The 21,042-nt window shown below is 43.3% G+C and carries 17 protein-coding genes; 7 read left to right on the forward strand and 10 right to left on the reverse strand.

Going from position 1 to position 21,042, the window contains the following annotated elements:
• Positions 1-132: 132 nt before the first annotated feature.
• Positions 133-603, reverse strand: coding sequence for a CRR6 family NdhI maturation factor (locus LC605_RS22010; protein ID WP_229549674.1), 471 nt, complete (start codon positions 601-603; stop codon positions 133-135).
• A gap of 327 nt (positions 604-930) precedes the next feature.
• Here LC605_RS22010 and LC605_RS22015 point away from each other — a divergent pair, with 327 nt between their 5' ends.
• From LC605_RS22015 to LC605_RS22035, 5 genes are all read left to right on the forward strand, one after another.
• Entirely contained in the window at positions 931-1,377 is a 447-nt protein-coding gene (locus tag LC605_RS22015) for a Fur family transcriptional regulator (RefSeq protein ID WP_229549659.1), read from the forward strand.
• Positions 1,378-2,691: 1,314 nt separating this feature from the next.
• On the forward strand, positions 2,692-4,443 hold the full coding sequence (locus LC605_RS22020) for a DUF3685 domain-containing protein (RefSeq protein ID WP_229549660.1): 1,752 nt from the start codon (positions 2,692-2,694) through the stop codon (positions 4,441-4,443).
• Positions 4,444-4,553: 110 nt separating this feature from the next.
• A complete protein-coding gene (locus LC605_RS22025; RefSeq protein ID WP_229549661.1) occupies positions 4,554-5,264 on the forward strand; it encodes a diacylglycerol/polyprenol kinase family protein in 711 nt (236 codons plus the stop codon).
• A gap of 59 nt (positions 5,265-5,323) precedes the next feature.
• Complete coding sequence (locus LC605_RS22030; RefSeq protein ID WP_229549662.1) at positions 5,324-5,788, forward strand: hypothetical protein; 465 nt, start codon at positions 5,324-5,326, stop codon at positions 5,786-5,788.
• An 82-nt stretch (positions 5,789-5,870) separates the two neighbouring features.
• Positions 5,871-6,818, forward strand: a complete 948-nt coding sequence (locus LC605_RS22035; protein WP_229549663.1) for a transposase — start codon at positions 5,871-5,873, stop codon at positions 6,816-6,818.
• 564 nt (positions 6,819-7,382) lie between these two features.
• Here the strand turns inward: LC605_RS22035 and LC605_RS22040 are convergent.
• The 4 genes from LC605_RS22040 to LC605_RS22055 form a co-directional block, all read right to left on the reverse strand.
• A complete protein-coding gene (locus LC605_RS22040; protein ID WP_229549664.1) occupies positions 7,383-8,837 on the reverse strand; it encodes an NAD(P)/FAD-dependent oxidoreductase in 1,455 nt (484 codons plus the stop codon).
• 144 nt (positions 8,838-8,981) lie between these two features.
• On the reverse strand, positions 8,982-10,121 hold the full coding sequence (gene cobD / locus LC605_RS22045) for a threonine-phosphate decarboxylase CobD (protein WP_229549665.1): 1,140 nt from the start codon (positions 10,119-10,121) through the stop codon (positions 8,982-8,984).
• A gap of 26 nt (positions 10,122-10,147) precedes the next feature.
• Complete coding sequence (locus LC605_RS22050) at positions 10,148-10,432, reverse strand: HU family DNA-binding protein (RefSeq protein ID WP_010998076.1); 285 nt, start codon at positions 10,430-10,432, stop codon at positions 10,148-10,150.
• An 850-nt stretch (positions 10,433-11,282) separates the two neighbouring features.
• Entirely contained in the window at positions 11,283-11,924 is a 642-nt protein-coding gene (locus tag LC605_RS22055; protein ID WP_229549666.1) for a Uma2 family endonuclease, read from the reverse strand.
• Between the two features lie 208 nt (positions 11,925-12,132).
• Here LC605_RS22055 and LC605_RS22060 point away from each other — a divergent pair, with 208 nt between their 5' ends.
• Positions 12,133-12,753, forward strand: a complete 621-nt coding sequence (locus LC605_RS22060) for a Uma2 family endonuclease (protein WP_229549667.1) — start codon at positions 12,133-12,135, stop codon at positions 12,751-12,753.
• Positions 12,754-13,419: 666 nt separating this feature from the next.
• Here the strand turns inward: LC605_RS22060 and LC605_RS22065 are convergent.
• From LC605_RS22065 to pilM, 5 genes are all read right to left on the reverse strand, one after another.
• Positions 13,420-13,662 carry a hypothetical protein gene (locus LC605_RS22065; protein WP_229549668.1) on the reverse strand — a complete coding sequence of 81 codons (243 nt, stop codon included), beginning with the start codon at positions 13,660-13,662 and terminating at the stop codon, positions 13,420-13,422.
• 343 nt (positions 13,663-14,005) lie between these two features.
• The gene (locus LC605_RS22070; RefSeq protein ID WP_229549669.1) at positions 14,006-16,582 is read right to left on the reverse strand and encodes a type IV pilus secretin family protein; all 2,577 of its coding nucleotides are present in this window, start codon (positions 16,580-16,582) and stop codon (positions 14,006-14,008) included.
• Between the two features lie 382 nt (positions 16,583-16,964).
• Positions 16,965-17,732: a pilus assembly protein PilO gene (locus LC605_RS22075; RefSeq protein ID WP_229549670.1), complete on the reverse strand. Its 768-nt coding sequence runs from the start codon at positions 17,730-17,732 to the stop codon at positions 16,965-16,967.
• Positions 17,729-18,505, reverse strand: a complete 777-nt coding sequence (locus LC605_RS22080; protein WP_229549671.1) for a PilN domain-containing protein — start codon at positions 18,503-18,505, stop codon at positions 17,729-17,731. Before LC605_RS22080 ends, LC605_RS22075 begins: the two co-directional genes overlap by 4 nt.
• Before the next feature lie 4 nt (positions 18,506-18,509).
• Positions 18,510-19,616, reverse strand: coding sequence for a type IV pilus assembly protein PilM (pilM, locus tag LC605_RS22085; protein WP_229549672.1), 1,107 nt, complete (start codon positions 19,614-19,616; stop codon positions 18,510-18,512).
• Positions 19,617-19,757: 141 nt separating this feature from the next.
• Here pilM and LC605_RS22090 point away from each other — a divergent pair.
• A partial coding sequence (locus LC605_RS22090; RefSeq protein ID WP_229549673.1) for a sugar ABC transporter substrate-binding protein occupies positions 19,758-21,042 on the forward strand: 1,285 nt, incomplete at its 3' end.

Consider the following 21,042-nt stretch of genomic DNA (forward strand, 5'->3'; position numbering starts at 1 on the left):
TAAGTCGGCAAGAATAAACCAAACTATGTTACGAAACGTAAATACACCTTAAACCCTTACAAATGACGAAGGACAAATGACAAATGACAGCCTTAGCCAGTTAGCTTTATTTGCGTCGCTCTACTTATTGCCTTAAAATATCTCAAAAAAAGCATCATCTAATTCATAACCCAGTATTTGGGCCATGGACTTCAGGCGCGAGAGGCTGGGGATATCTTGCTGTTTAAGCCAATCACCTAAGACAAAGATTTTGTGCATCAAAAATATTTCTAAGGCTTCAGGATTATACTGAATGCCATCTTTGGAACTGAACTGGTGTGGTACAAGCATGGCGGCATAACGAGCAAATTCTCCAGTTTTCCAATCTAGTAAAAATGCTAACCAGGGGTATTTGGCATCTAGGCGCACAAACCACAGCCGCACCTCTGGAATTTCTGAGAGTTCCCGTGGGTCGCCAGGTTCAAGATGGTAATTGATATCAAAGCGCAGCTGCTGTTCATAGGATGCGATTCCATCTTGCAGCAGTTTTTCAATCACCGTTGACGCAGGCGATAGATCCAGATTGTTAATGAAGTCATTATTGAGTGCGATCGCAATTGTTATTGATTCAGCAGCCACTTTCTTGATGCTCAACTGTAGGATCGACAATATACAGTAGCAGTTTTCAGGGATTGACGCTAGATAAACACCCCAAAGTGGACATTTACAACAATTTTAAGTTAAAGTTGTAATGAGTTTGTTTTAGATTAAGGTCTGGCAAAGTAGCCGTCAAGAAGCAAAAAAAACATTATCGCCACCTGTAACTTCCGCAGCATCAAAAGCCAAAACACAAGTATAGGTAAAAGAGCGGTGTGCAATATTATTGCATATATTAAATAACCAATAAACGTTGAAATGGGAAAATTTCCCCAACAGTTAACAAGCTGTAATATGCAAAAACAAACAATTTCCACAAAACCAATTCGTTCCTTAGAAGATGCCCTTGAGCGCTGTCAAGTCCTGGGTATGCGCGTCAGTCGTCAGCGTCGCTTTATTCTGGAATTACTTTGGCAAGCAAATGAACACCTTGCTGCAAGAGAGATCTACGATCGCTTGAACCAACAAGGCAAAGAGATCGGTCATACTTCTGTTTATCAAAATTTAGAAGCGTTGTCAACTCAAGGAATCATCGAGTGTATTGAACGCTGTGATGGTCGTTTGTACGGCAATATCAGTGACTCACACAGTCATGTCAACTGTATAGATACAAATCAAATTCTCGATGTTCATGTAGAATTGCCAGAAGATTTGATCCGCAAAATTGAAGAACAAACAGGAGTGCGGATTACTGACTACAGTATTAACTTTTTTGGCTACCGTAACCCGCAAGAGGGCTAACGCCCTCGTCTCCCCCACTCTCGACCCCCCAAGGGAATTATTGCCAAAGAACTGTCTGATCATCATCGTTGTCATCACAGAAATCTACTACAGCGCAATACAGTTGAGTTAAGCATTTCCCCCTTCTCTTTCTCTCTTCCCTCTGTGTTCTCTGCGCCTGGAGTGGTAGCCTGCGGCAAGCCGCAACTCTTACCAGACGCACTCGCGTTTGCGTCTACGTAAAAAAAAGAGTTTCAGCCCTTTTGTGAACCGTATTGTACTATAGCGGTTCTGAGTTGAGTAGGTACTGAACCCGACCCCCAACCCCCCAGGGCTATTTCATTGTCATCTAGCCCGCCTCAGAACGAATTCTGAGTCTAATAGCGAAAGTAGTCTAAAGACGACTGAGAAAAAGTTATAGTCCGTTTTAACGGACTTTAGCTATCAGCCCGGAACTGAAGTTCCGGGTGGTTTATGTCTAGAATGAAATAGCCCTCCTCCTCGCAAGGGAGGATATATCTCATGTGATTAGCAAGCGCTATAGACGTAGGAGTGAAATTAAATATGCGTTACCCAGAACCCTTGTAGAGACGTAGCACTGCTACGTCTCTACATTCTTTTTCGGAGATATCTAATGCTTTCAGAATCCATTACACTAGACACGTCGCGGTACGCTCCACAACCTGCCATTGCTTGCTCTTTCTCGTCATAAGACCTCGCGGTAAGTGGGAAACTCAGCCACTTTAGTGCTGAGAGGGAAACGACTCGTGCGGTTTTAACCGCCTTCAATCTTTTTTCATTACCGCCTTGGAGTTGGGAAATTTGGTGTACTTTTGTGATGTACTTTCAATGGGACAATTACCATTTCAAACCTCACAACCCTGTACGCATAATGTTTTGCTCAAACGAGCCTCCCTTACGGGGTAATGTTAGCCTTGACCTGTTATAAGAGCTTGTTAGGCTTGCAACACTAAACCAGTGACCTTAGTTTTGTTTAATTACAAGCGACAGAGCGAGGGACTGGCTGCGTATCCCAAGGTGTCGTGACTCAAATAACGGCTACCCTTCGACTACGCTCAGGGTGGTCGGGTCAACATAGCTCTTACAGAGCTTCAGTCCCTTTAGGGCTGGGTTGTTGACACTGCCGTTAGACAAATCTAACCGTTGTTTCACAGGAGCCGGGATTTCTCCGTACTAGGATGCTTCAACACGTAGATGTTTTTTGTTCTTACTCACAATTTAATTTTACCATAAATACCACGGCGATTAAAATCGCTCGTGCCGCTTTCCTCTCAGGTCTAAAGACACTGAGTTTCCCGCATCCCGTATATTCCTATGAGCGATCGCCATCTAAAATTATTGTTAATCGACCAAGACCCGATTTTTCGTCTGGGATTAGGGGTAGCTCTGGAAGCAATTCCTAACCTGGAAGCGATCGCATCGGTAGAAACTGACACCGTTGCCTTGCAGATTTTAGCAGAAATTGCCCAAGAAGACCCTAATCAATTAAATTTGGTGGTTTTAGAATTCGGTAACGGTCGCTCCACCACCAGTCAACAGCTAGGTTTACAATTCTGTCGCCAACTCAGAGCCTTATATCCCAACCTGCCAATTTTGCTCCTCAGTTCAGTTCAAGAACAAGGACTGCTATTGGCAGCCAAACACATTGGTGTAAATGGCTACTGTCCCAAAGGCACACCACTTACTGAGTTAGTCGCCGCCATCCAACAAGTTGCAGATGGTGGTTCCTATTGGTTCGAACACATGCAAGCAATCACAACTCCTAACTCCTCACTCCTCACTCCTCACTCCTCCCCACTCCCCTTCTTTAAACTACGAAATAATTTACATTTGTCAGGAATTGCTCACATTGATGCAACCTTAGCCGCAGTAACAGCACAATTACAAGTTCCCGGACTACCAGTACTAGATCGAGCAATTCTAGCTGGACGGCGGCGAGAACTCTTAGCGGCTCGTTGGTTGCTAAATCGGTTGCTGGTTTCACCACAAGAAAGGCAAGAGGAACCTATTCCCGTTGTTGATGATCAGCCTCTCACGGCTTCATTGAGTAGTGCCATTCAACAGCAAATTGTGTCACCTTTACTTAGTCCGGGAATCCTACAATCTGCCTTGTTTGCAGATTGTGTTAACAAACTTCAATTTCCTTTGCAAAATGTCACAAATATCCCTTTAGAAATTGACATCTTTCGTGAAAATAAAAAACGGGAATTACTTTATATTATCCTGCAAAAATTAGCTGAACAGTTGGATGAACTGCGTACTTTTAAAATTGAAATAAATCAATTATGTGAGGTAAAAGCTACGCTGTTAGGCGATTTATGGCAAGCAGCCATTACAGATTTTTTTGGTAAATTTTCCCGAGTAAAATTAAGAAATAAAAATATAGAAATTGTTAATCTGTTGCTACAAAATGCCGAAATTGTGCAAAGAGATATTCTCAATAAGATTCCGCTAGTTTATGAGTTGTATTGTTATCTACTATTTCAAACAGAATTAAATATTGATAATAACTCTTATCCAGTAGTAAGTGCTGAAGCTAAGACCCAAGCATTAATGATTTTAGAAAACTTGTTGATTCAGGTAGGAAATGGGGTAGTGCAACCACTGTTAAATTCCCTAGCAGATGTAGAAGAGATTAAACAGAATTTTTATGGACGCAAATTGTTTTCCACAAGAGAGATTGAACGATTTAGAAATGATTTGTCGTGGAAATACCGAGTAAGAAATTATATAGATGAGCCAAAAGCAGTTTTTGAAAGTCGGTATGATCTATTTGTAATTGCGCCTCGTGGCATTGCCAATACTTCAGTTTATGCTCCTCGAAATCAGGAGTTAGAAAAACTTTCTAATATTCCTTTAGTAGTGACATTGCTTCTAGAATTTAGTGATGCGATCGCACCACGCTTCAAATCACTATTAGCTTTTGTAGGTAGTGGTATGGTCTTCATCCTCACCCAAATAATTGGTCGGGGTTTAGGTTTAATCGGTCGTGGTATTCTTCAAGGTATTGGCAGCGTATCGTTAGCAGAAAAGAACTTTAGACGAAATAGCGATCGATCCAAGTGAAGAAGCAGGGGGATGAGGGGGATGAGGGAGCAGCGAGTAAATGACAAATGACAAATGACAAATGACAAATGACAAATGACAAATGACAAATGACAAATGACAAATGACAAATGACTAACAATGATTTTATTGGGTTAGCAATTTCTTATATTTACGCGACTAGTCTGCTTGTCATTGGCGAGGGACTGCGTAGGCTGTTTGGTGTGAAGCCAGATTTGACCCGCAAAGTAATCCATATTGGTGCAGGGATGTGGGTTTTCGCTATCCTGCGACTGTTTAACAACTGGCAAATCGGGATTATACCTTTTTCTACATTTATCGGACTTAACTACCTGCTTTACCGCTACCGAATCATCGGCGCAATGGATACTCAGGATAGCTCACCTGGTACAGTTTATTTCGCTATCTCAGTGACGCTACTTTTCGGACTATTGTGGCGACCAGATGGGCCAATAGATAACGTTGCGATCGCTGTTGCTGGAATAATGGCGATGACCTGGGGTGATGCACTAGCAGCATTAATCGGTAGACGCTTCGGGCAGCATAAATACCAAGTAGGAAATTCTGTGCGTTCCTGGGAAGGTTCGGTAGCAATGTTTGTGGCGACTACAGTAGTAATTTTCTTAGTGCTGTTGCTACTACCCGGTTCATCCCTGAGTCCTCTAGCAAAGCCTTTAAGTTTAGGGTCGGCATTGTTGACGGCGGTGGTAACTGCTACTTTTGCCACCCTAGCAGAGGCAGTCTCACCCCACGGCACAGATAACCTCAGCGTACCTCTAGTAGCAGCTGGGGTAGTGTGGATAGTAATGCAGGCATTTTAAAATAATTCGTAATTCGCCTCGTTCCCAGTCTCCGACTCAATACTGTTTGGTTAAAGAAGTTGATTGCTAATTTTGATGGAGTTGAACCTAAAGACTTTGTTGGAGTTGAACCAAAAGACTATAAAGTCACAATAACAATTATTGAGAACCTGCGACGTGCCACCGAACCCTATGCTGATGTCAAGGTGCAAGCGCTAGACAAAACTATTACTGAACAGCAAGGCAGTGAGATTGCTCGTGCAGAAGGAGAGCAGAAAAAAGCATCGATAGTGATTTGGGGGAGCTATGGTGTTACTTCAACAAATGTGTTAGTCAGTACTCACTTTGAAGTGTTAAGACCTCCAAAATATTTTCCTAAACTGGGAACGACAGCAAGAGGTGAACCCCAAGTCCTGCCACGTGCCGAATTGGAAGAATTTAAACTACAAATTCCTCTTTCTGAAGAGATGAGTTATCTGACTTTGTTTACATTAGGTATGGTGCGACTATTTCTGCCAGTTAGTAAAGAGAATAGGCTTTATTAAGAATGTGACTGCTTGGCTTTCGCTGCCGCCTTGTGATCAAACGTCCTGGTAACATTTGAGAGGTGTTAGCAGTTGTAACGACATGACGGAACCGGAAACTAACGTCTCTGCGAATTACGACGAATCGTGGAAAGTTGCCATTGAACAGTATTTTGAGCCATTCGTCGCCTTCTTCTTCCCTGAAGCGCATCAGGCGATCGCCTGGGAGCGGGGTTATGAATTTCTCGACAAAGAGTTCCAACAGATTGTCCAGGATGCTGAAGTCGGAACGCGCTTTGTCGATAAGCTGCTCAAGGTGTGGCTCAAGGGAGGAGAAGAAGCATGGCTCCTCTTGCACATTGAATTGCAAAGCCAGACGGACATCGGGTTTGCCAAGCGCATGTTCACCTACCACTATCGGATTTACGACCGTTATGACCGAGAAGTGGTGAGTCTGGCGGTGTTAGGGGACGAGCAACCGAGTTGGCGACCACAGGAATACGGCTACGGGCGCTGGGGCTGCGAGATGCGGCTGCGGTTTCCGATTGTCAAGTTATTAGATTATGAGTGGGAAATGCTGGAATCAAGCGATAACCCCTTTGCCGTAGTGGTGATGGCGCATCGCAAAACCCAAAATACAACTCAGGCAGCAAGAGAGCGGTTGCGATGGAAACTGCGTCTAATCAAAGGGCTTTACAAGCGTGGATACAGCCGACAAGATATCCTAGAGATATTCGGGATACTGGACAGAATGATGCGGTTGCCAGAACCGTTGGAACTCACCTTTAGAGATGAACTGAGACAATTCGAGGAGGAAAACCAAATGCCATATATTAGCAGCATCGAGCGCATTGGGCGACAAGAAGAACGGCACGATATTATCCGAAATCTTCTAGTTAGTCGGTTTGGGGTCATTGACGAAGAGTTAGAGGCAATAGTCAATCCGTTAACAGCATTACCTACGTCTGAGTTTAGTAGCCTACTGTTATCGCTCTCAAATCTCTCACGGGAAGAACTTCTCGCACGTTTTGGGCAGAACGGGTTACATTAGCTTTTCTCCAAAGCCCCTTATCGCTGTTTCAACGCTGAAATCTCCTGCATCAGTTTCGTGCCGGAATGTTCAGCCAGCTTGAGAAAATGCTCCACATCCTTCTCCCGCACCATTGTCCGCTCCAGGCTATCGCCGTTGACTTGTAACCCACATTCCGCACTTCAATTAGTAGTATACTTTTTTATTTTTAATTTCCTCCTCAATAATTTTCATTTCCTTTATCTGATCCTAAGTGATCCAAATTTTTTCTAACTGGTTCTTCTTTTTGATAATTCATTTTTTTCGGTTTCATTTATGAAAGCTTTCTCCTAATTTTATCACTTTTTTATCACTCAAAATACTTTCAATCCTTCTTTATCTTTATTTCCTTCTCAATCTCTGAAGGAAATAATCACACTTGTGTTTACGCTTTTGTGTTACACAATGTAATATAAAGCTTAGGTTTAGCGATCGCACACCTACAAAGTAATATACGTATTAATACTAGATAAATTTGTCAGTCTTAGTAACATTATTTGCGGCAATGCTGTATTACATTTTGAAGTGCGAAATGTGGGTTCCAACTCACAAATTCCAATTGCGACGGAAATGGAAGAAGCCTTCTAAAAACTCTTGCAAAGCAATATTGCTATTTAACTTTTGCTTACTCCACTCTCTTGCAGTTTGTTCCAAAATTTCTGAAAAACTGGGATAGACGGGAGATAATTTTGCTAAATCTTTGACTTTAATTTTTTGTGACATTGCCAAAGCAATCAAATTAATTAATTCTCCAGCTTCTCCCCCCAATATCGAAGCTCCTAAAATTTCACCATCGCATAGCACAATTATTTTACACATACCAGTGGTTTCGTCCCGAAGTTGAGCTGCTGCCACTGTTTTAAAATACTGTCGCAAAACCAAAACTTTATCTCGACCAAATTGCCGTTTTCCCTGCGCCTCTGTCAAACCCACTTGCGCTAGCATCGGCACAGAAAATATTGCCCAAGGAATGGATTGATAATTTACTCGTAACCTGTTGAAAAAGAGTGCATTATTTAGGGCAATTTTTGCTTCATAATTAGCGATATTGGCAAAGTCGTAACCACCAATTACATCACCACAAGCGTAAATACGGTGATTAGTGGTTTGCAGTTTCTCATTCACTACTAAGCTACGCTGACGCCATTTCACACCTACTCTTGCCAAATTTAGAGATTCAAGATTCGGCTGTTGTCCAGTCGCAACTAAAATTTCATCAGTTTCAATTGCCTTATCTCCTGCTTGAATCCACTTTTTATCCTCAATTAACTTCACCTGAGTTACTGATTTTTCGGTGAGGACGCGCACACCTTCAACTTCCAACTGTGCCTGAAGCAATATGGCGATCTCAGGGTCAAGATGGGGTAGAACATAAGGATGCTTGACTACCAACGTCACATTGCAACCAAAGCGTGCTAAAATTTGAGCGATTTCAATACTTTGGGGAATTCCGCCGATAATTACCCAATTTTGGGGTAATGTCGCTCCCTGTAAGGATTGCCAAATATTATAAAGGGTTAGGTAGCCAGTGGTTTGTAATCCTTCAATCTCCGGAATTTTTGGACGCGAACCAGTGGCTAGCAAATAAGTACGGGCGCGTAGTAGGCGATTGTTAACAGCAAAAGCCAGTTGCGGTGAAGACTGAAATTGACCACTGCCAATGATCAAATCGACTCCCTGCGCGGCTAGGATGGCCGGGGAATGCTGTTCTTTGAGATTTGAGGCGACGCATTGAGCATACAGCATCGCTTCTTGCCATGCCATAGATATTTGGCATTCTTCTAAGGTATCAGTATGTGTGGCATGAATACCACAAATAGCGGCATTATTCAACTGCTGCGCCAGTTTGCCAATTTCGGTAAGAGCATGGTGATGAGTAAACCCGTAGTCTATTTTGGGTTCCACCAGGGCAACTGTAGCACGTAGTTGGATTGCGGCCAGGGCAGCGTAGTATCCAGCAAGACTGCCGCCAATAATTACTACATCGTAGTCAACGGTCACGTGAATTTAGAGTTAGGAGTTGGGAGTTAGGAGTTAGGAGTTAGGAGTTAGGAGTTAGGAGTTAGGAGTTGGGAGTTGGGAGTTGGGAGTTGGGAGTTAAAACCCTTCTTCAACTTATAACTTATAACTCCTAACTTATAACTCCTAACTCTCTTTTAGCGCTGTGAGTAAGCGTTGGTTATCGGACTTTTCACGGACAGCAACTCGGAAAAAGCGATCGCCTAGTTCTTTAAAGCTAAGGCAATCGCGGATTAAAATCTGATGGTGCTTGAGTAATTCTCGCTGTAACTGCGAAGTTGATTTTTGAGACTCAACTAATAAAAAATTAGCAGCACTTACTTGGGGTTGCAATCCTGGTGTTTTAGCCAAACCCTGAAAGAGTTGGTTTCGTGCCGATGGTAGCCATGTCCAAGTTTGCTGTTGAAACTCTGTATCCTGGAGTGCTGCTATTGCTGCCGCCGCCGCTAGGGTGTTTACAGGCCAGGGGTCACGCCATAGCTGCCATTTAGCCAAACAGTCGGGATGTGCGATCGCATATCCTAATCGCAGTCCTGGGAGACTGTAAAATTTGGTCAGCGATCGCAATATTACTAAATTTGCATATTCCTGTACTACCGGAATCAGGCTTTGTTCCTCATTAGGTGGCACAAAATCCATAAATGCTTCATCCACCACCACCAAAGCAAATTGCTCCAGGTAGGGCAAAATAGAGTCCCGTGAAAACAGCTTTCCGGTTGGGTTGTGGGGATTATTCAACAATAGTCCTTTGTCATTTGTCCTTTGTCCTTTGTTAAGGAATAATGACCAATGACCAGTGACCCTTCGGGTTCGCAGTTGCTCATGGGGGAAACCCCCATGCGCTAAAGCGTCTCCCCTTGGGAGAAGACCGCACTGGCTCACCAATGACAAAGGACACTCCAGCACTTTAGCGTTGTACGCTGCCAAGGTTCGGTAGTAGTCGCCAAAGGCTGGAGTGATTAAAGTTGTCGCGGCTAATTGAGCTAATTCCCTACCAATTAAAGTGAGTAATTCTGCGGAGCCGTTACCCGGCAGAATCCACTCAGGAGGTAATTGATGGAAGTGACTGAGAGCTAGTCTCAGTTCACTATAGTTTGGGTCTGGATAGTGCTTAAGATTACTAATTTGGGACAGTATAGCAGCGATCGCGCTGTTTGGAGGCCCCAACGGGCTGATGCTTGCAGAAAAATCCAGAATAGCGTCAGGGGGACAGCCAGCCAGTGCTGCTGCCCAGGCTAAATTTCCCCCGTGTCCAGGTTGCCGCATTAAAAAAGGGTTCCCGAAGACAGAACCTATGCTTTTGGGGGTGCTACCTTTTCTCTAAACAGTTTTCCTGCCGAGAAAGCAGGAACCCTCGTCGCTGGAATTTCCATCTTTTCATTTGTTTTCGGGTTGCGCCCTTCACGGGCTTTACGTTCCCGTGATTCAAATGAGCCAAATCCCACCAATGTCACCTTATCACCAGAGGAAACCGCTTCAATAATCGTTTCCAACGCGGCAGTTAAAACTGCATCCGCTTGTTTCTTGGTAACACTAGCCTTTTCAGCTACGGCATCAACTAATTCACCTTTGTTCATGTCAAACTCCAGAAGGTTTACTTGAGATTTTTTACCGATGGATCTTAATACATCTGTACTGAAATCTCGATTCGCGGAAATCCAAAAATCATCCTTTGGGAGTATTTTTACTCAAAACGGCTGTACATCCCATCGGCTCGACTTTTCAATGAATCATTCTAAGGTGTTGCAGCCTGATGTGGATAGATGAAAGCATTAATTTATATAGATTTCAGGATGTTTTGTAATATTAGAGTACTTATTTCCCGAAAAACCACCCTAAAAGTAGGAAAAAATACTTATTAAAAACCGCGATCGCCAAGAAAATAGGGGAATGAGGAGATAGCACATGGTCAGCGTTTGTTGGGATTCATTACCGATCTTGAAGAGTTATTGCTGAGATTAACTAAATATTTATAAGGGAAATGCTGAAAACCCGTGAGAAGCAGGACACGCAAGTGTCCGAACTTCGTACTTCAGGCACGGGATGAAAGCAGGTCACAAGCCTAAAGGCTTAAGTCAATTTTGTTGATGAACATGGTAAAATACTCCAATCAGTACAAGATTTAAAAACCTACCCCCGGACTGGGGGAAAGTCTACGCCCAAAAAACTCTCTCTGGAGATATGACTACGCCCTATAGGGCAAAGGTGGTCAGCCTGGGAACCTGAGAAATCAGGATATTAAGAGCGTAATCTCTTAAGAATCTCCGTACCTTTAGGTCGGAGAGTGTCAAGAAAAATAGTTTGTAGTAAGCACTTTAGTGCTTAAAAAATAAGGACTAAAGTCCTGACTACAAACCTGGGCGACCCCCCCATTGCCCAGGATTTTGGGTAATTTCACCCATTAGGCTAGCTTTAGTGATGATTTTACTATTTCCCAACAGAAATTTTTTGTTGCACCCAAGCCCGAAAAGCACGGGTAGTAGCAATTTCCCCATTCTTTTTAGTTTCTTGAATAAATCGAGGAATCTCCTTCACTGACACCGGGGCAAAAGTAGGGCTGGTTTCGACTTCTGAATATTGCCCATCTGCAAGGGTGTAGACTCGCAGCACATTGCCGTTATAACGCCAAAACTCAGGGACTGCGATCGCAGCATAAAGCCTCAGCTTGTCTATTGCAGACCTGGAATATTCCACTTCCAGCACAAGGTCTGGGGGCGGGTCAATGGCGAGGTCAATATTTTCTTGATCTCGAACTAATGCTTCATTTTGAATATAGTAGCTACTATCTGGCTCGGCTCCCTTCTGTAAATCATCCCGCGTTAAAGTTAATGAACCAGCGCGTCTAATTTCCCAGCCCAACTCTTCGCACAACACGCCAACAAAAACTTCTATTAAGCGATTTGAGTTCTCGTGCGGCATTTGTGGGGTCATAATTTCTAAGATTCCATTGTCATAAGCAAATCGGGAATTACGTTCTGAACCCGTTTCAGCCAGCATGGTTTTAAATGTCTGCCAGCTGATGTTTTGGAGTAAAACCCGATTTTCTGCGGATGTTGTTATTGCCACCATTGTTCAGTTCTCCACAACAAACCTTTTCCAGTACTGTACCCCTTAATATTACTGTTAGGGACTTGGTTTCCGGTTCCCCCCTTTTTTAAGGGGGGTTAGGGGGGATCAACAAGTACCTAAAATCACAGCTAACCACTTTTCAAACAACCTCTTAAGGCTGAAGGTAAGAAAGCGATATGATCAAAACGACTACTAGAGGTAATAAATTATGACTCAAGCCATACCAAAACTAGTAACCTTTGAAGATTTTGCAGCGTGGCGACCCGAAGGTGGAAGATATGAATTACATGATGGAGTGATTGTTGAAATGGCACAACCAGTAGGAGACCATGAGGATGTAGTTGGTTTTATAGCAAGAAAACTAACAGTAGAATTTGACCGATTAAATTTACCTTATATAATCCCAAAAACTGCGCTGGTAAAACCAACTAATTCGGAATCTGGTTACTCCCCAGATGTGCTATTACTCAATCGCCCTAATTTAATAAATGAGCCGCTATGGAAAAAAGAATCAACTGTAAGCCTTGCAGCATCAATTCCTTTAGTAGTTGAGGTAGTTAGTACCAACTGGGATGATGACTACTACACAAAACAGGGTAAGTATGAGGGTATTGGAATTCCTGAATACTGGGTTGTAGACTATCTCGGACTAGGCGCTAAAAAGTTCACGGGGAATCCAAAACAGCCTACTATATCTATTTATCAATTAATCGATGGTGAATACCAAGTTACTCAATTTAGAGGCAGCGATTGCATCGTCTCGCTTACTTTCCCAAAATTGAATTTAACCGCAGAACAGATTTTTAACGCTAGAGGTCTGCTAACGTAGCCACAACCATACTTGCTGTTTTATATTACTAAAAAATGTCATTGAAAGAAGCGTAAATATGAAAATAAAAGAACAACTTATCGAAGAAATTGAATCAGCACCAGATGCAATTTTGACTGAAACACTTAATGTTTTACGTTTTTTTTAAACAGTCGAATTACCCCCCTTAATCCCCCCGATATATTGGGGGGAAACAAGAAAATCTGGTTCCCTCCCCAATACATACGGGGAGGGTTAGGGTGGGGTAAAATCGAGGTTTTTAAAATACTTCAAACTTATGTGTAGACCGTAGCCTAGAAGGAGAGAGACTTTGAATTTTCCCCCTCGTCGGGAAGGGGGTTAGGTTTGAGAGTAAAGTTGCACATGGCGTAAGGGATTTCCAAGAAATAAATTATTCAATTTTGTGGGGTGGGCATCTTGCCCGCCCCTAATCATGGGCTCTCGTGTCGCCCACCCCACAAGAAATAGTTGGATCTTTTTTTATTTGGAAGTCCCTAATATAAGTCAATACGCTTGGGTTAGCGTCAAAAACCTTGTATTGCGTAGGTTGGGTTGAGGAACGAAACCCAACATTTCGCGGGGTTTGTTGGGTTTCACTTCGTTCAACCCAACCTACAATTATCTACAATTATCCTTAACCCAAGCGTATTGTAATATAAGTTATTTTCATTCTTCTCTACCCTGTAGCCCACCTCTGGGACTGGCGAGTTCTTTTTCGATTTCATCTTCATCTAATAAATGTTTACCAGAAGCAACAATCTTAGTACGAATTTGCTGCAAACGTTCTCCCAATGGGATTTTATTTGCAGAGTTTGTCAAACCAAGAAATTCAACAAAATCTAAAACTTCTTCTTGTTTGTCTTGTGGAAGAGAACGCCACTTTGTTAATAACTCTTGTTCTGAACTCATTAGCAGGGGTATTTCGTTCTAGACATAAACCACCCGGAACTGAAGTTCCTGGCTCATAGCTAAAGTCCGTTAAAACGGACTATAACCTTTTCTCAGTCGTCTTTAGACGACTTTCGCTATTAGACTCAGAATTCATTCTGAGGCGGGCTAGATGAGAATGAAATAGCCCTGACTCGTTAGTATTTACTTACTATTGTTACTACTTGTATTGTGATTGGGTATTTTTATTGTTAAATGACATTTAAACTTAATCCTACTCGTGAACAAGAATATCCCCGACTTTTTAAAGAAGTCGGGGATCTGAGCCTTTGCTAGAAGTGACTCACCTTGTCCATTATCCTTATTACCTGCCAGGAACCTTCAAGCCTCGACGCTCAAGGATTTGCCGCACCTCTGGGCTGGGAGTGTAGTTATAGCCGTAGGAGGAATTTTCAGAGTCATCCATAATCTGAGGTGTGAGCAATACAATCACCTCATTGCGCTGGTTGGCTCTGTTTGTACTTCTAAATAGCGAACCAATCAGTGGAAGATCACCCAAAATAGGAATCTTGGAGATAGTTGTCCGGTCTGTGTCTTGAATAATGCCTGAAAGAATTAGCGTCTGACCATCGCGCAGACGAATTAAGCCAGAATTAAGAGAGCGCTCAGACACCAAAAATATTGTTTGGTTATTACCTGAAACATTCAGCACAGCTGAAGATTGGGGTGCTTTGACAATGGGAGCTACTGACAATGAAACAAAACCATTGTCGTCAATCCGGTCAATTTTAACAGCTAGGGTTAAACCCACGTCTGTTTTCTCAGCTGTAACAGTTTGTACAGAACTACCATCACCACGAGTTGTTTCGCTCTTGATGTTTCCTACCACTTCCTGGGTGAGTTTGACAAGAGCCTGTTGACCTTCTTGCACAATTAAGGTCGGGTCAGTCAAAATCTTAGCGTTGCCATTTGTAATCTGAGCTTGCAAACTAGCGAGAAGACGTTTGGGAAACTGGTACAGAGATGGTAAAGCAGCTGTTGCTGTTCCCAGAGTTCCTGGTGCGAATGTAGTAACTCTAGTGGCTGGAGTACCAGGAGTCGCAGCAGTACCAGGAACTCCAGGAACTCCAGGAACTCCAGGAATAAGCACACCGTTTTCAATCCGACCAGGAATTGGAGCAATAGCAGGAATAGCAGCAGTACCAGGAGTACCAGCAGTAGCAGGAGTATCTGTAATAGTGCTTACATTTGGTGTTCCTCTAGTAAAGTCTGTAAAACCCCCTTGAAATGGATTCTCTGAAACCCCCGCTCGACGGTTAAAGAATGATTCAGCCCCTCCTGCTACATCAGGTTGTTGTAACTGCCCATTCACAATTGTTCTATTGCCTATTCCAGTTCCGGGAATAGGAGCGGCGTTATTTAAATCCAGGAAAGTATTACCACCACTATAGGGATTAGCTGTAACAGGTGCCCCACCGCTTACATTGTTTGCTACTTCAGCGCTAGTAGCTGGTCTGGAACCGCCAAAATTTAGAGATGCTGCACCACCATCATTAGTAAAGTAGTTGTTACCAACCCCAAAAGAAAAGCTAGTGTTGTAATCCTGGGTATTCAAGAGGTTAACATCGATAATCTTGACGTTAACTACCACTTGACGACGGCGGATATCAAGCTGAGTTAGTTGAGCCATTGCCATCTCAACTAGCCTGGGAGGGCCAATCAAGGTTAGAGAATTAGTGCGCTCATCTCCTAATGCCTGTAAACCTCTCAGTAATGGACTAGAGTCTGTAAAATTAACGCGTTGAGTTTCAACTCTGCTTTCCGTGGTCGTCTGAGTTTGAGTGACAGGCGCAGCTCCAGCCCCAACAGGCACAGCATTAACGCTGGTAACTTGTCGTTCGCGGCTGATGGCACTTTCTGCTCCTAAGCCAACCAAAAAGTTGATGGCAACTCCTACCGTTACCTGATTGAGTCGCAGGCTACGCATAACCATGTCACGGGTGGAATTGGGTAGTTTAGGCCCAACAAAAACTGTGCGATTACTGCGGTTAGCCTCTAAACCACTCAAGCGCAAGACGTAGTTAAACACATCTTGCACTGGCTCGTTTTCTATATCTAACGAAATTGTTTGAGAAACTGCTGGTGCATTAGCAGCAGCAGTTTGATCACCTCCGATATAAGCCAGGTTCAAACTAGCAGCACGGGCAAGCAATGACAAAACCTCACGCACTGGCGCATCTCGCAGCACCAAACGGGGTACACGTTCCTGAGTTCCTAAGTCAATGGTGCTAGGAGAAGCATCGGTAGCGGAAATAGCAATATCTCCCACCGGTGGGGCGACGGCTCTAGGTAAGAAAGGTGGAGCCTGACTCATCGGTTGACCTGGCCCAGCAGCTTGTGCAGGTTGTCCGTCAATGGTGACTTGGGGGTTAGGAACGAGAACACTCGGCTTTTGACCCGGTTGGACTGGAGCCGTAATAGGCGGTGCTGTGGATGTTGGCGCTGTTGGCGTTGGTGCTGATGCTGTAGTACCCGCCGATGGGCTAAAGCTGAGTGTAATTCCATTTGGCGATCGCACCACAGGTTGACTGCTAGGTACGTTATTGCTACCAGTTACCGTCACCCGGACGCTATTAGCATCAAGCTGATTAACCTCAACAGATGCAATTCCTGGTGCTGGGCTATCTTGACGAAAGCTATTACCTTGTGGTAATCGTAATTGAGCATTAATAATATCTGCGACTAAAGCCTTGCCTCTTTTTGTAGTGAAAATTTGGGGGCGCGACCCAGAAGAAGTTTTCAAAGCAACACTAATTCCACCATTAACTGGATTTAACTGGACATTAGTAATTTGACTAATTTGTGCCCAAACTGGTTGAGCTGCCAAAAACACAAAAGCGGCAGTACCTAAAATAAAACTATTACCGTGAAGCTGTTTCACAGTTCATTCCTCACCTAATAAAACCTTGTTTACAAACAATTTTGAGTTTCAAACGCTCAATTTTTCCTTAGTCCGCGGAGGCGGACTTCGTTTGTGTAGCCGCGAATTCCATTCGCCCCCTGGCTATAAAAGGGCGGTTAGAAACCGCGTCTACACAGACAAAACCCACCTCCGTGGGTTTCAAACCCTCATTTTCCTTAGTCCGCGGAGGCGGACTTCGTTTGTGTAGCCGCGAATTCCATTCACCCTGGCTATAAAAGGGCGGTTAAAAACCGCGTCTACACAGACAAAACCCTCAATTTCTCCTTAGTCCGCGAAGGCGGACTTTGCCTGTGTAGCCGCGAATTCTATTCGCTGGTTATTCGCCCTGGCTCTAAGTTGACTACTTTTTCGCCGCAGCTAAAGCTGCCGCCGCCGCTATTTCTTCTGGACTAAGTGGCATCAACACCTGTAATTGGAATGATGTATTAATCGCTGCTGGCCCAACCTGCATCGGCGTTTTATCTAATGGGGACCTTGACTCTACAGGAGCCAAAGTTGATTGATAATCTTTAACTATTAACAATGGCTGTAAACGCTCAATGTTACGAATTATCGATTGTGTTTGTTGATAAGTTCCTGTAATTTCGGCATTGATACTGCTGCGTTGCAGCTTCCCGTCAACCTTTAGCCCTAGAGTTCCATCGATAACTGGTTCTGGTTTTTGGGAAACTGGCACAAATTTCTTCAGTTTGGCTCTCACTGCATTAATAGAAGTTGGAGTATTGCCAGACTCAATTAAACGGTTCACATCCAACAGCAATGTATCTAAGGTTTTTTCGTTAGCAAATAAACCTAAAACCTGAACTTTTTGCTGTTTTGCCTGTGCTAGTTCGTCTTTGACTTGATCAATCTGTTTGACATTGGCTTTTTTTTGGTCAATTTGCCCTTGCAGTTCGGAAGCTTTTGTTTGCTGCTGCTGATAGCTTTCCCAAGCAGGCATCACCAAGTTTAACAATACATAAACTGCTCCCGCTAAACCAATTACCCCCACTAATATCCCAATAATTTTTGGTGTGAAGGTAATACCAAATATCACGGGAGACGCTGGCGTTGCCTGCTCGAATCCCCCCCCCTGTTCGCCAAAATTTAAATCATCACTCAGCGTCATTTTGGAATGACTCCTGTTTGTTGCATACTACGAATTCGAGTCACTAACCCCACTGTGCCTTTTTTTTCTAACTCCCGGATTAATTCTGAAGCTGGAACATCGCTCATGCTCGATTGAATAGTGTATTCAACTACTTGTGGTGGCTTAATTATGACACCCTTAGTAAGTTGACCCACACCTGGAGTTAAGGGAGCATCTACTAACGTCGCCGTCAGAATTCTGCTTTCTGTGGGCTTCAAAAACTGAGACTGTTTTAAACTCAATAAGAAATCATTGACATCGTTAAAAGAACGAGCCAAGCCGTTAATTTCTAATCCCCCGGCGGGATTGTTTGCTGGCTGACCTGGTTGTGGCGCAATGGGTGGAATTTGCTTGATGCTCTTAATTTGCACTGCTGCGGGAATGCGATCGCGCAAATCTTGCAGCATTGCTGACCAAGGACGAATCTGATCAAATACAGTTACTAAAGCTTGGGTTTCGCCTTTAATTGCGATCGTCTCGGCTTTGATTTTGTTAAGATTTCCAATTTCTGTATCTAATCTCTTGTTTTCTTGCTCTAGTTGTGCTAATGTTCCCTCTAATTCAACAATCTTCCCTTGCAACAACCACCAAGCAACTCCCAATAAAACTGGAAGACCTACACCTAGTGCAACTCCCAAATACAGTGGTGTCAAATTTCCCGTAGGCAGGTTTAAGGCTATTCCTCTCTTTCTCTCAGGCTTTTTTTGGTATTCTGGGCGGTCTTTAAGAAAGTTAACATCTAGGCTATACATTTTATTACACCTCCCGCATTCCTAGACCAAGTACGATCGCCAAGCCAGAGCGTTGTACCTGTGGATATTTATCAGTGTCAACTTCCAAAGACAAAGACCCGATTGGATCTATTTGGATAGTTGGCAAGCCCAATCGTTGGGTAAAAAATTCATCAAGCTGTTGGAGTCCACCTCCTGGCCCAGCTAATAAAATCTGCGCTACCTCCAAATTTTCACTTTGATTGAGGTAAAAATCGATGGAACGGCGCAGTTCATCTGTTAGTTCTCCCAATACTCTCAATATGGCAGCTATACCAGGATCGAGTTCAGTAACGCCGGTTTTTCCGTCGTCTAGAGAAGTTTGGGGAATGATCATTCCGTGTAACAGTTCCATATCTCGTGATGTGGGTAAGCTCATTACCTTTGCTAAAGCAGTTTGCATTTGATAAGTGCCGATTGGGACTGTACGGGAAAATTGCGGCACTCCGTTAACGATGATGGCAATTTCTGTACTATCGAACTCAATATCAACTAGTACTGCTGCTTCTTGCGGCCCAAATTGACGCAGTTGTTCGCGAATAGTCCGAATCAGAGCAAAACTGTTAATTTCTAAAACATTAATTTGTAATCCTGCTTGCTCGAAAGTCCTGATATAGGTGTCGGTTATCTCCTTACGGGTGGCAACTAAGAGTACGTGTACTTTTTCAATGCCATCTTCATCTACAAAGTATCCAAGTTTCTGATAATCGACATCAGCCTCTTCACGAGGATAGGGTAAATACAAACCTGCTTCATGGTTCAGCACCATTTCTCGCAGTTCTTTATCATCTAACTCTGCTGGCACTGGTATGATCCGAACGATGGAATCTCGCCCTGGTACACCAGTAGCAACACGAGAAGTTTTAATTTTGCTCTCAGCTAGCGCCTGCTGGATTAGTTCCGCCATTGCTGGAGAGTCAGTGATTTGACCATCAGTAACAATACCTTCTGGAACTGGTACTGATGTAAAGGTTTCTAGTTTCAAGCCTTGACCCTGCTTGCGTAGCTGTACTACATTTATTCGTTCAGGAGCAAGTTCAATGCCGACCCCTTTTTTCGATTTGCCAAACAGACTCTTGAAGTTTTTTACCACTGTTGTGCCCGATGGACTGCTAAATTGAAAATTTAAATGATACTAAGAAATGGACTTGGTACTAGGTAATTTATTTAGCCTATAATCTCGACAATTTTGTCTAAGCTTTCCACACTGATCAAGCGTAAAAATACTGGTAAAATGATTCAATTACGAAAATTTAAACAACTTGTTCCTTTAGTACTGCTTGGCTTATTAACCAGTTGGATTGTAAGTTGCAGCACAGGTAATGTTGGTACAACTACAAAGCAAGCTACTTCAGGAGCGGCAACTGTTGAGTTTTGGACAATGCAACTCCAACCTCAATTTACCGACTACTTCAAAACCCTAATTGCGAGTTTTGAATCGCAAAATCCAGGTATAAAGATTAACTGGGTTGATATCCCTTGGGCAGCAATGGAGAACAAAATATTAACAGCTGTCTCCGCAAAAACGCCACCTGATGTAGTTAACTTAAATCCGGGTTTCGCTTCCCAACTTGCCGGACGAAATGCCTGGTTAGATTTAGATGCGAAAGTCCCAAAGGATGTACGTTCCTCCTATCTACCGAATATCTGGGAATCTAGCACCCTTAATGGCAAGAGTTTTGGGATTCCCTGGTATCTCACCACACGGCTAACCATTTATAACACTGATTTATTAAAACAGGCAGGTATCAATAACCCACCTGCAACCTACGCAGAATTAGCACAAGTAGCGCAACAAATTAAAGATAAGACTGGGAAATATGCCTTTTTTGTGACTTTTGTGCCGCAAGATTCCGGAGAAGTGCTGGAATCTTTCGTGCAAATGGGAGTCACCTTAATAGATGCTGATGGTAAAGCGGCGTTTAATTCAGCACTAGGTAAAGCAGCGTTTCAGTATTGGGTAGACTTGTATAAAAAAGGGTTGCTTCCGAAAGAAGCTTTAACTCAAGGACATCGCCACGCGATCGATTTATACCAATCTGGAGAGACTGTGTTTCTAGCTTCGGGGCCAGAGTTTCTGAAAACGATCGCTAATAATGCCCCAAAAATTGCTCAAGCTTCGGGAATAGCACCTCAACTCACTGGTGACACAGGTAAGAAAAATGTCGCAGTGATGAACATAGTTATTCCCCGCGAAAGCAAACAACCAGACGAGGCTTTGAAGTTTGCTTTATTTGTCACCAATGACGAAAATCAGTTAGCCTTTGCTAAAGCTGCAAATGTTTTACCTTCTACAATCAAAGCATTGTCTGATCCTTATTTTAAAGATGTTCCAGCCAATGCTTCAACAATAGAAAAAGCGCGAGTTATGAGTGCTAAAGAACTACCAAAGGCAGAAATATTAACCCCGACTTTGAAGGATTTTAACAAACTACAAAAGGCAGTTTACGAAAACTTGCAAGCAGCAATGTTAGGTGAAAAGACTGTAGATCAAGCTGTAGAAGATGCGGCCCAACAGT

The sequence above is a fragment of the Nostoc sp. CHAB 5836 genome, assembly GCF_020829445.1.
Lineage (GTDB): Bacteria > Cyanobacteriota > Cyanobacteriia > Cyanobacteriales > Nostocaceae > Nostoc.

Excerpts from the sequence above, each read along its gene's own strand:
- LC605_RS22050 (WP_010998076.1), bottom strand. The coding sequence starts at position 10,432 with ATGAACAAAGGTGAATTAGTTGATGCCGTAGCTGAAAAGGCTAGTGTT.
- LC605_RS22015 (WP_229549659.1), top strand. The coding sequence starts at position 931 with ATGCAAAAACAAACAATTTCCACAAAACCAATTCGTTCCTTAGAAGAT.
- LC605_RS22055 (WP_229549666.1), bottom strand. The coding sequence starts at position 11,924 with ATGGTGGCAATAACAACATCCGCAGAAAATCGGGTTTTACTCCAAAAC.
- LC605_RS22065 (WP_229549668.1), bottom strand. The coding sequence starts at position 13,662 with ATGAGTTCAGAACAAGAGTTATTAACAAAGTGGCGTTCTCTTCCACAA.
- LC605_RS22020 (WP_229549660.1), top strand. The coding sequence starts at position 2,692 with ATGAGCGATCGCCATCTAAAATTATTGTTAATCGACCAAGACCCGATT.
- LC605_RS22075 (WP_229549670.1), bottom strand. The coding sequence starts at position 17,732 with ATGACGCTGAGTGATGATTTAAATTTTGGCGAACAGGGGGGGGGATTC.
- LC605_RS22035 (WP_229549663.1), top strand. The coding sequence starts at position 5,871 with ATGACGGAACCGGAAACTAACGTCTCTGCGAATTACGACGAATCGTGG.
- LC605_RS22025 (WP_229549661.1), top strand. The coding sequence starts at position 4,554 with ATGACTAACAATGATTTTATTGGGTTAGCAATTTCTTATATTTACGCG.
- LC605_RS22080 (WP_229549671.1), bottom strand. The coding sequence starts at position 18,505 with ATGTATAGCCTAGATGTTAACTTTCTTAAAGACCGCCCAGAATACCAA.
- LC605_RS22060 (WP_229549667.1), top strand. The coding sequence starts at position 12,133 with ATGACTCAAGCCATACCAAAACTAGTAACCTTTGAAGATTTTGCAGCG.
- cobD (WP_229549665.1), bottom strand. The coding sequence starts at position 10,121 with ATGCGGCAACCTGGACACGGGGGAAATTTAGCCTGGGCAGCAGCACTG.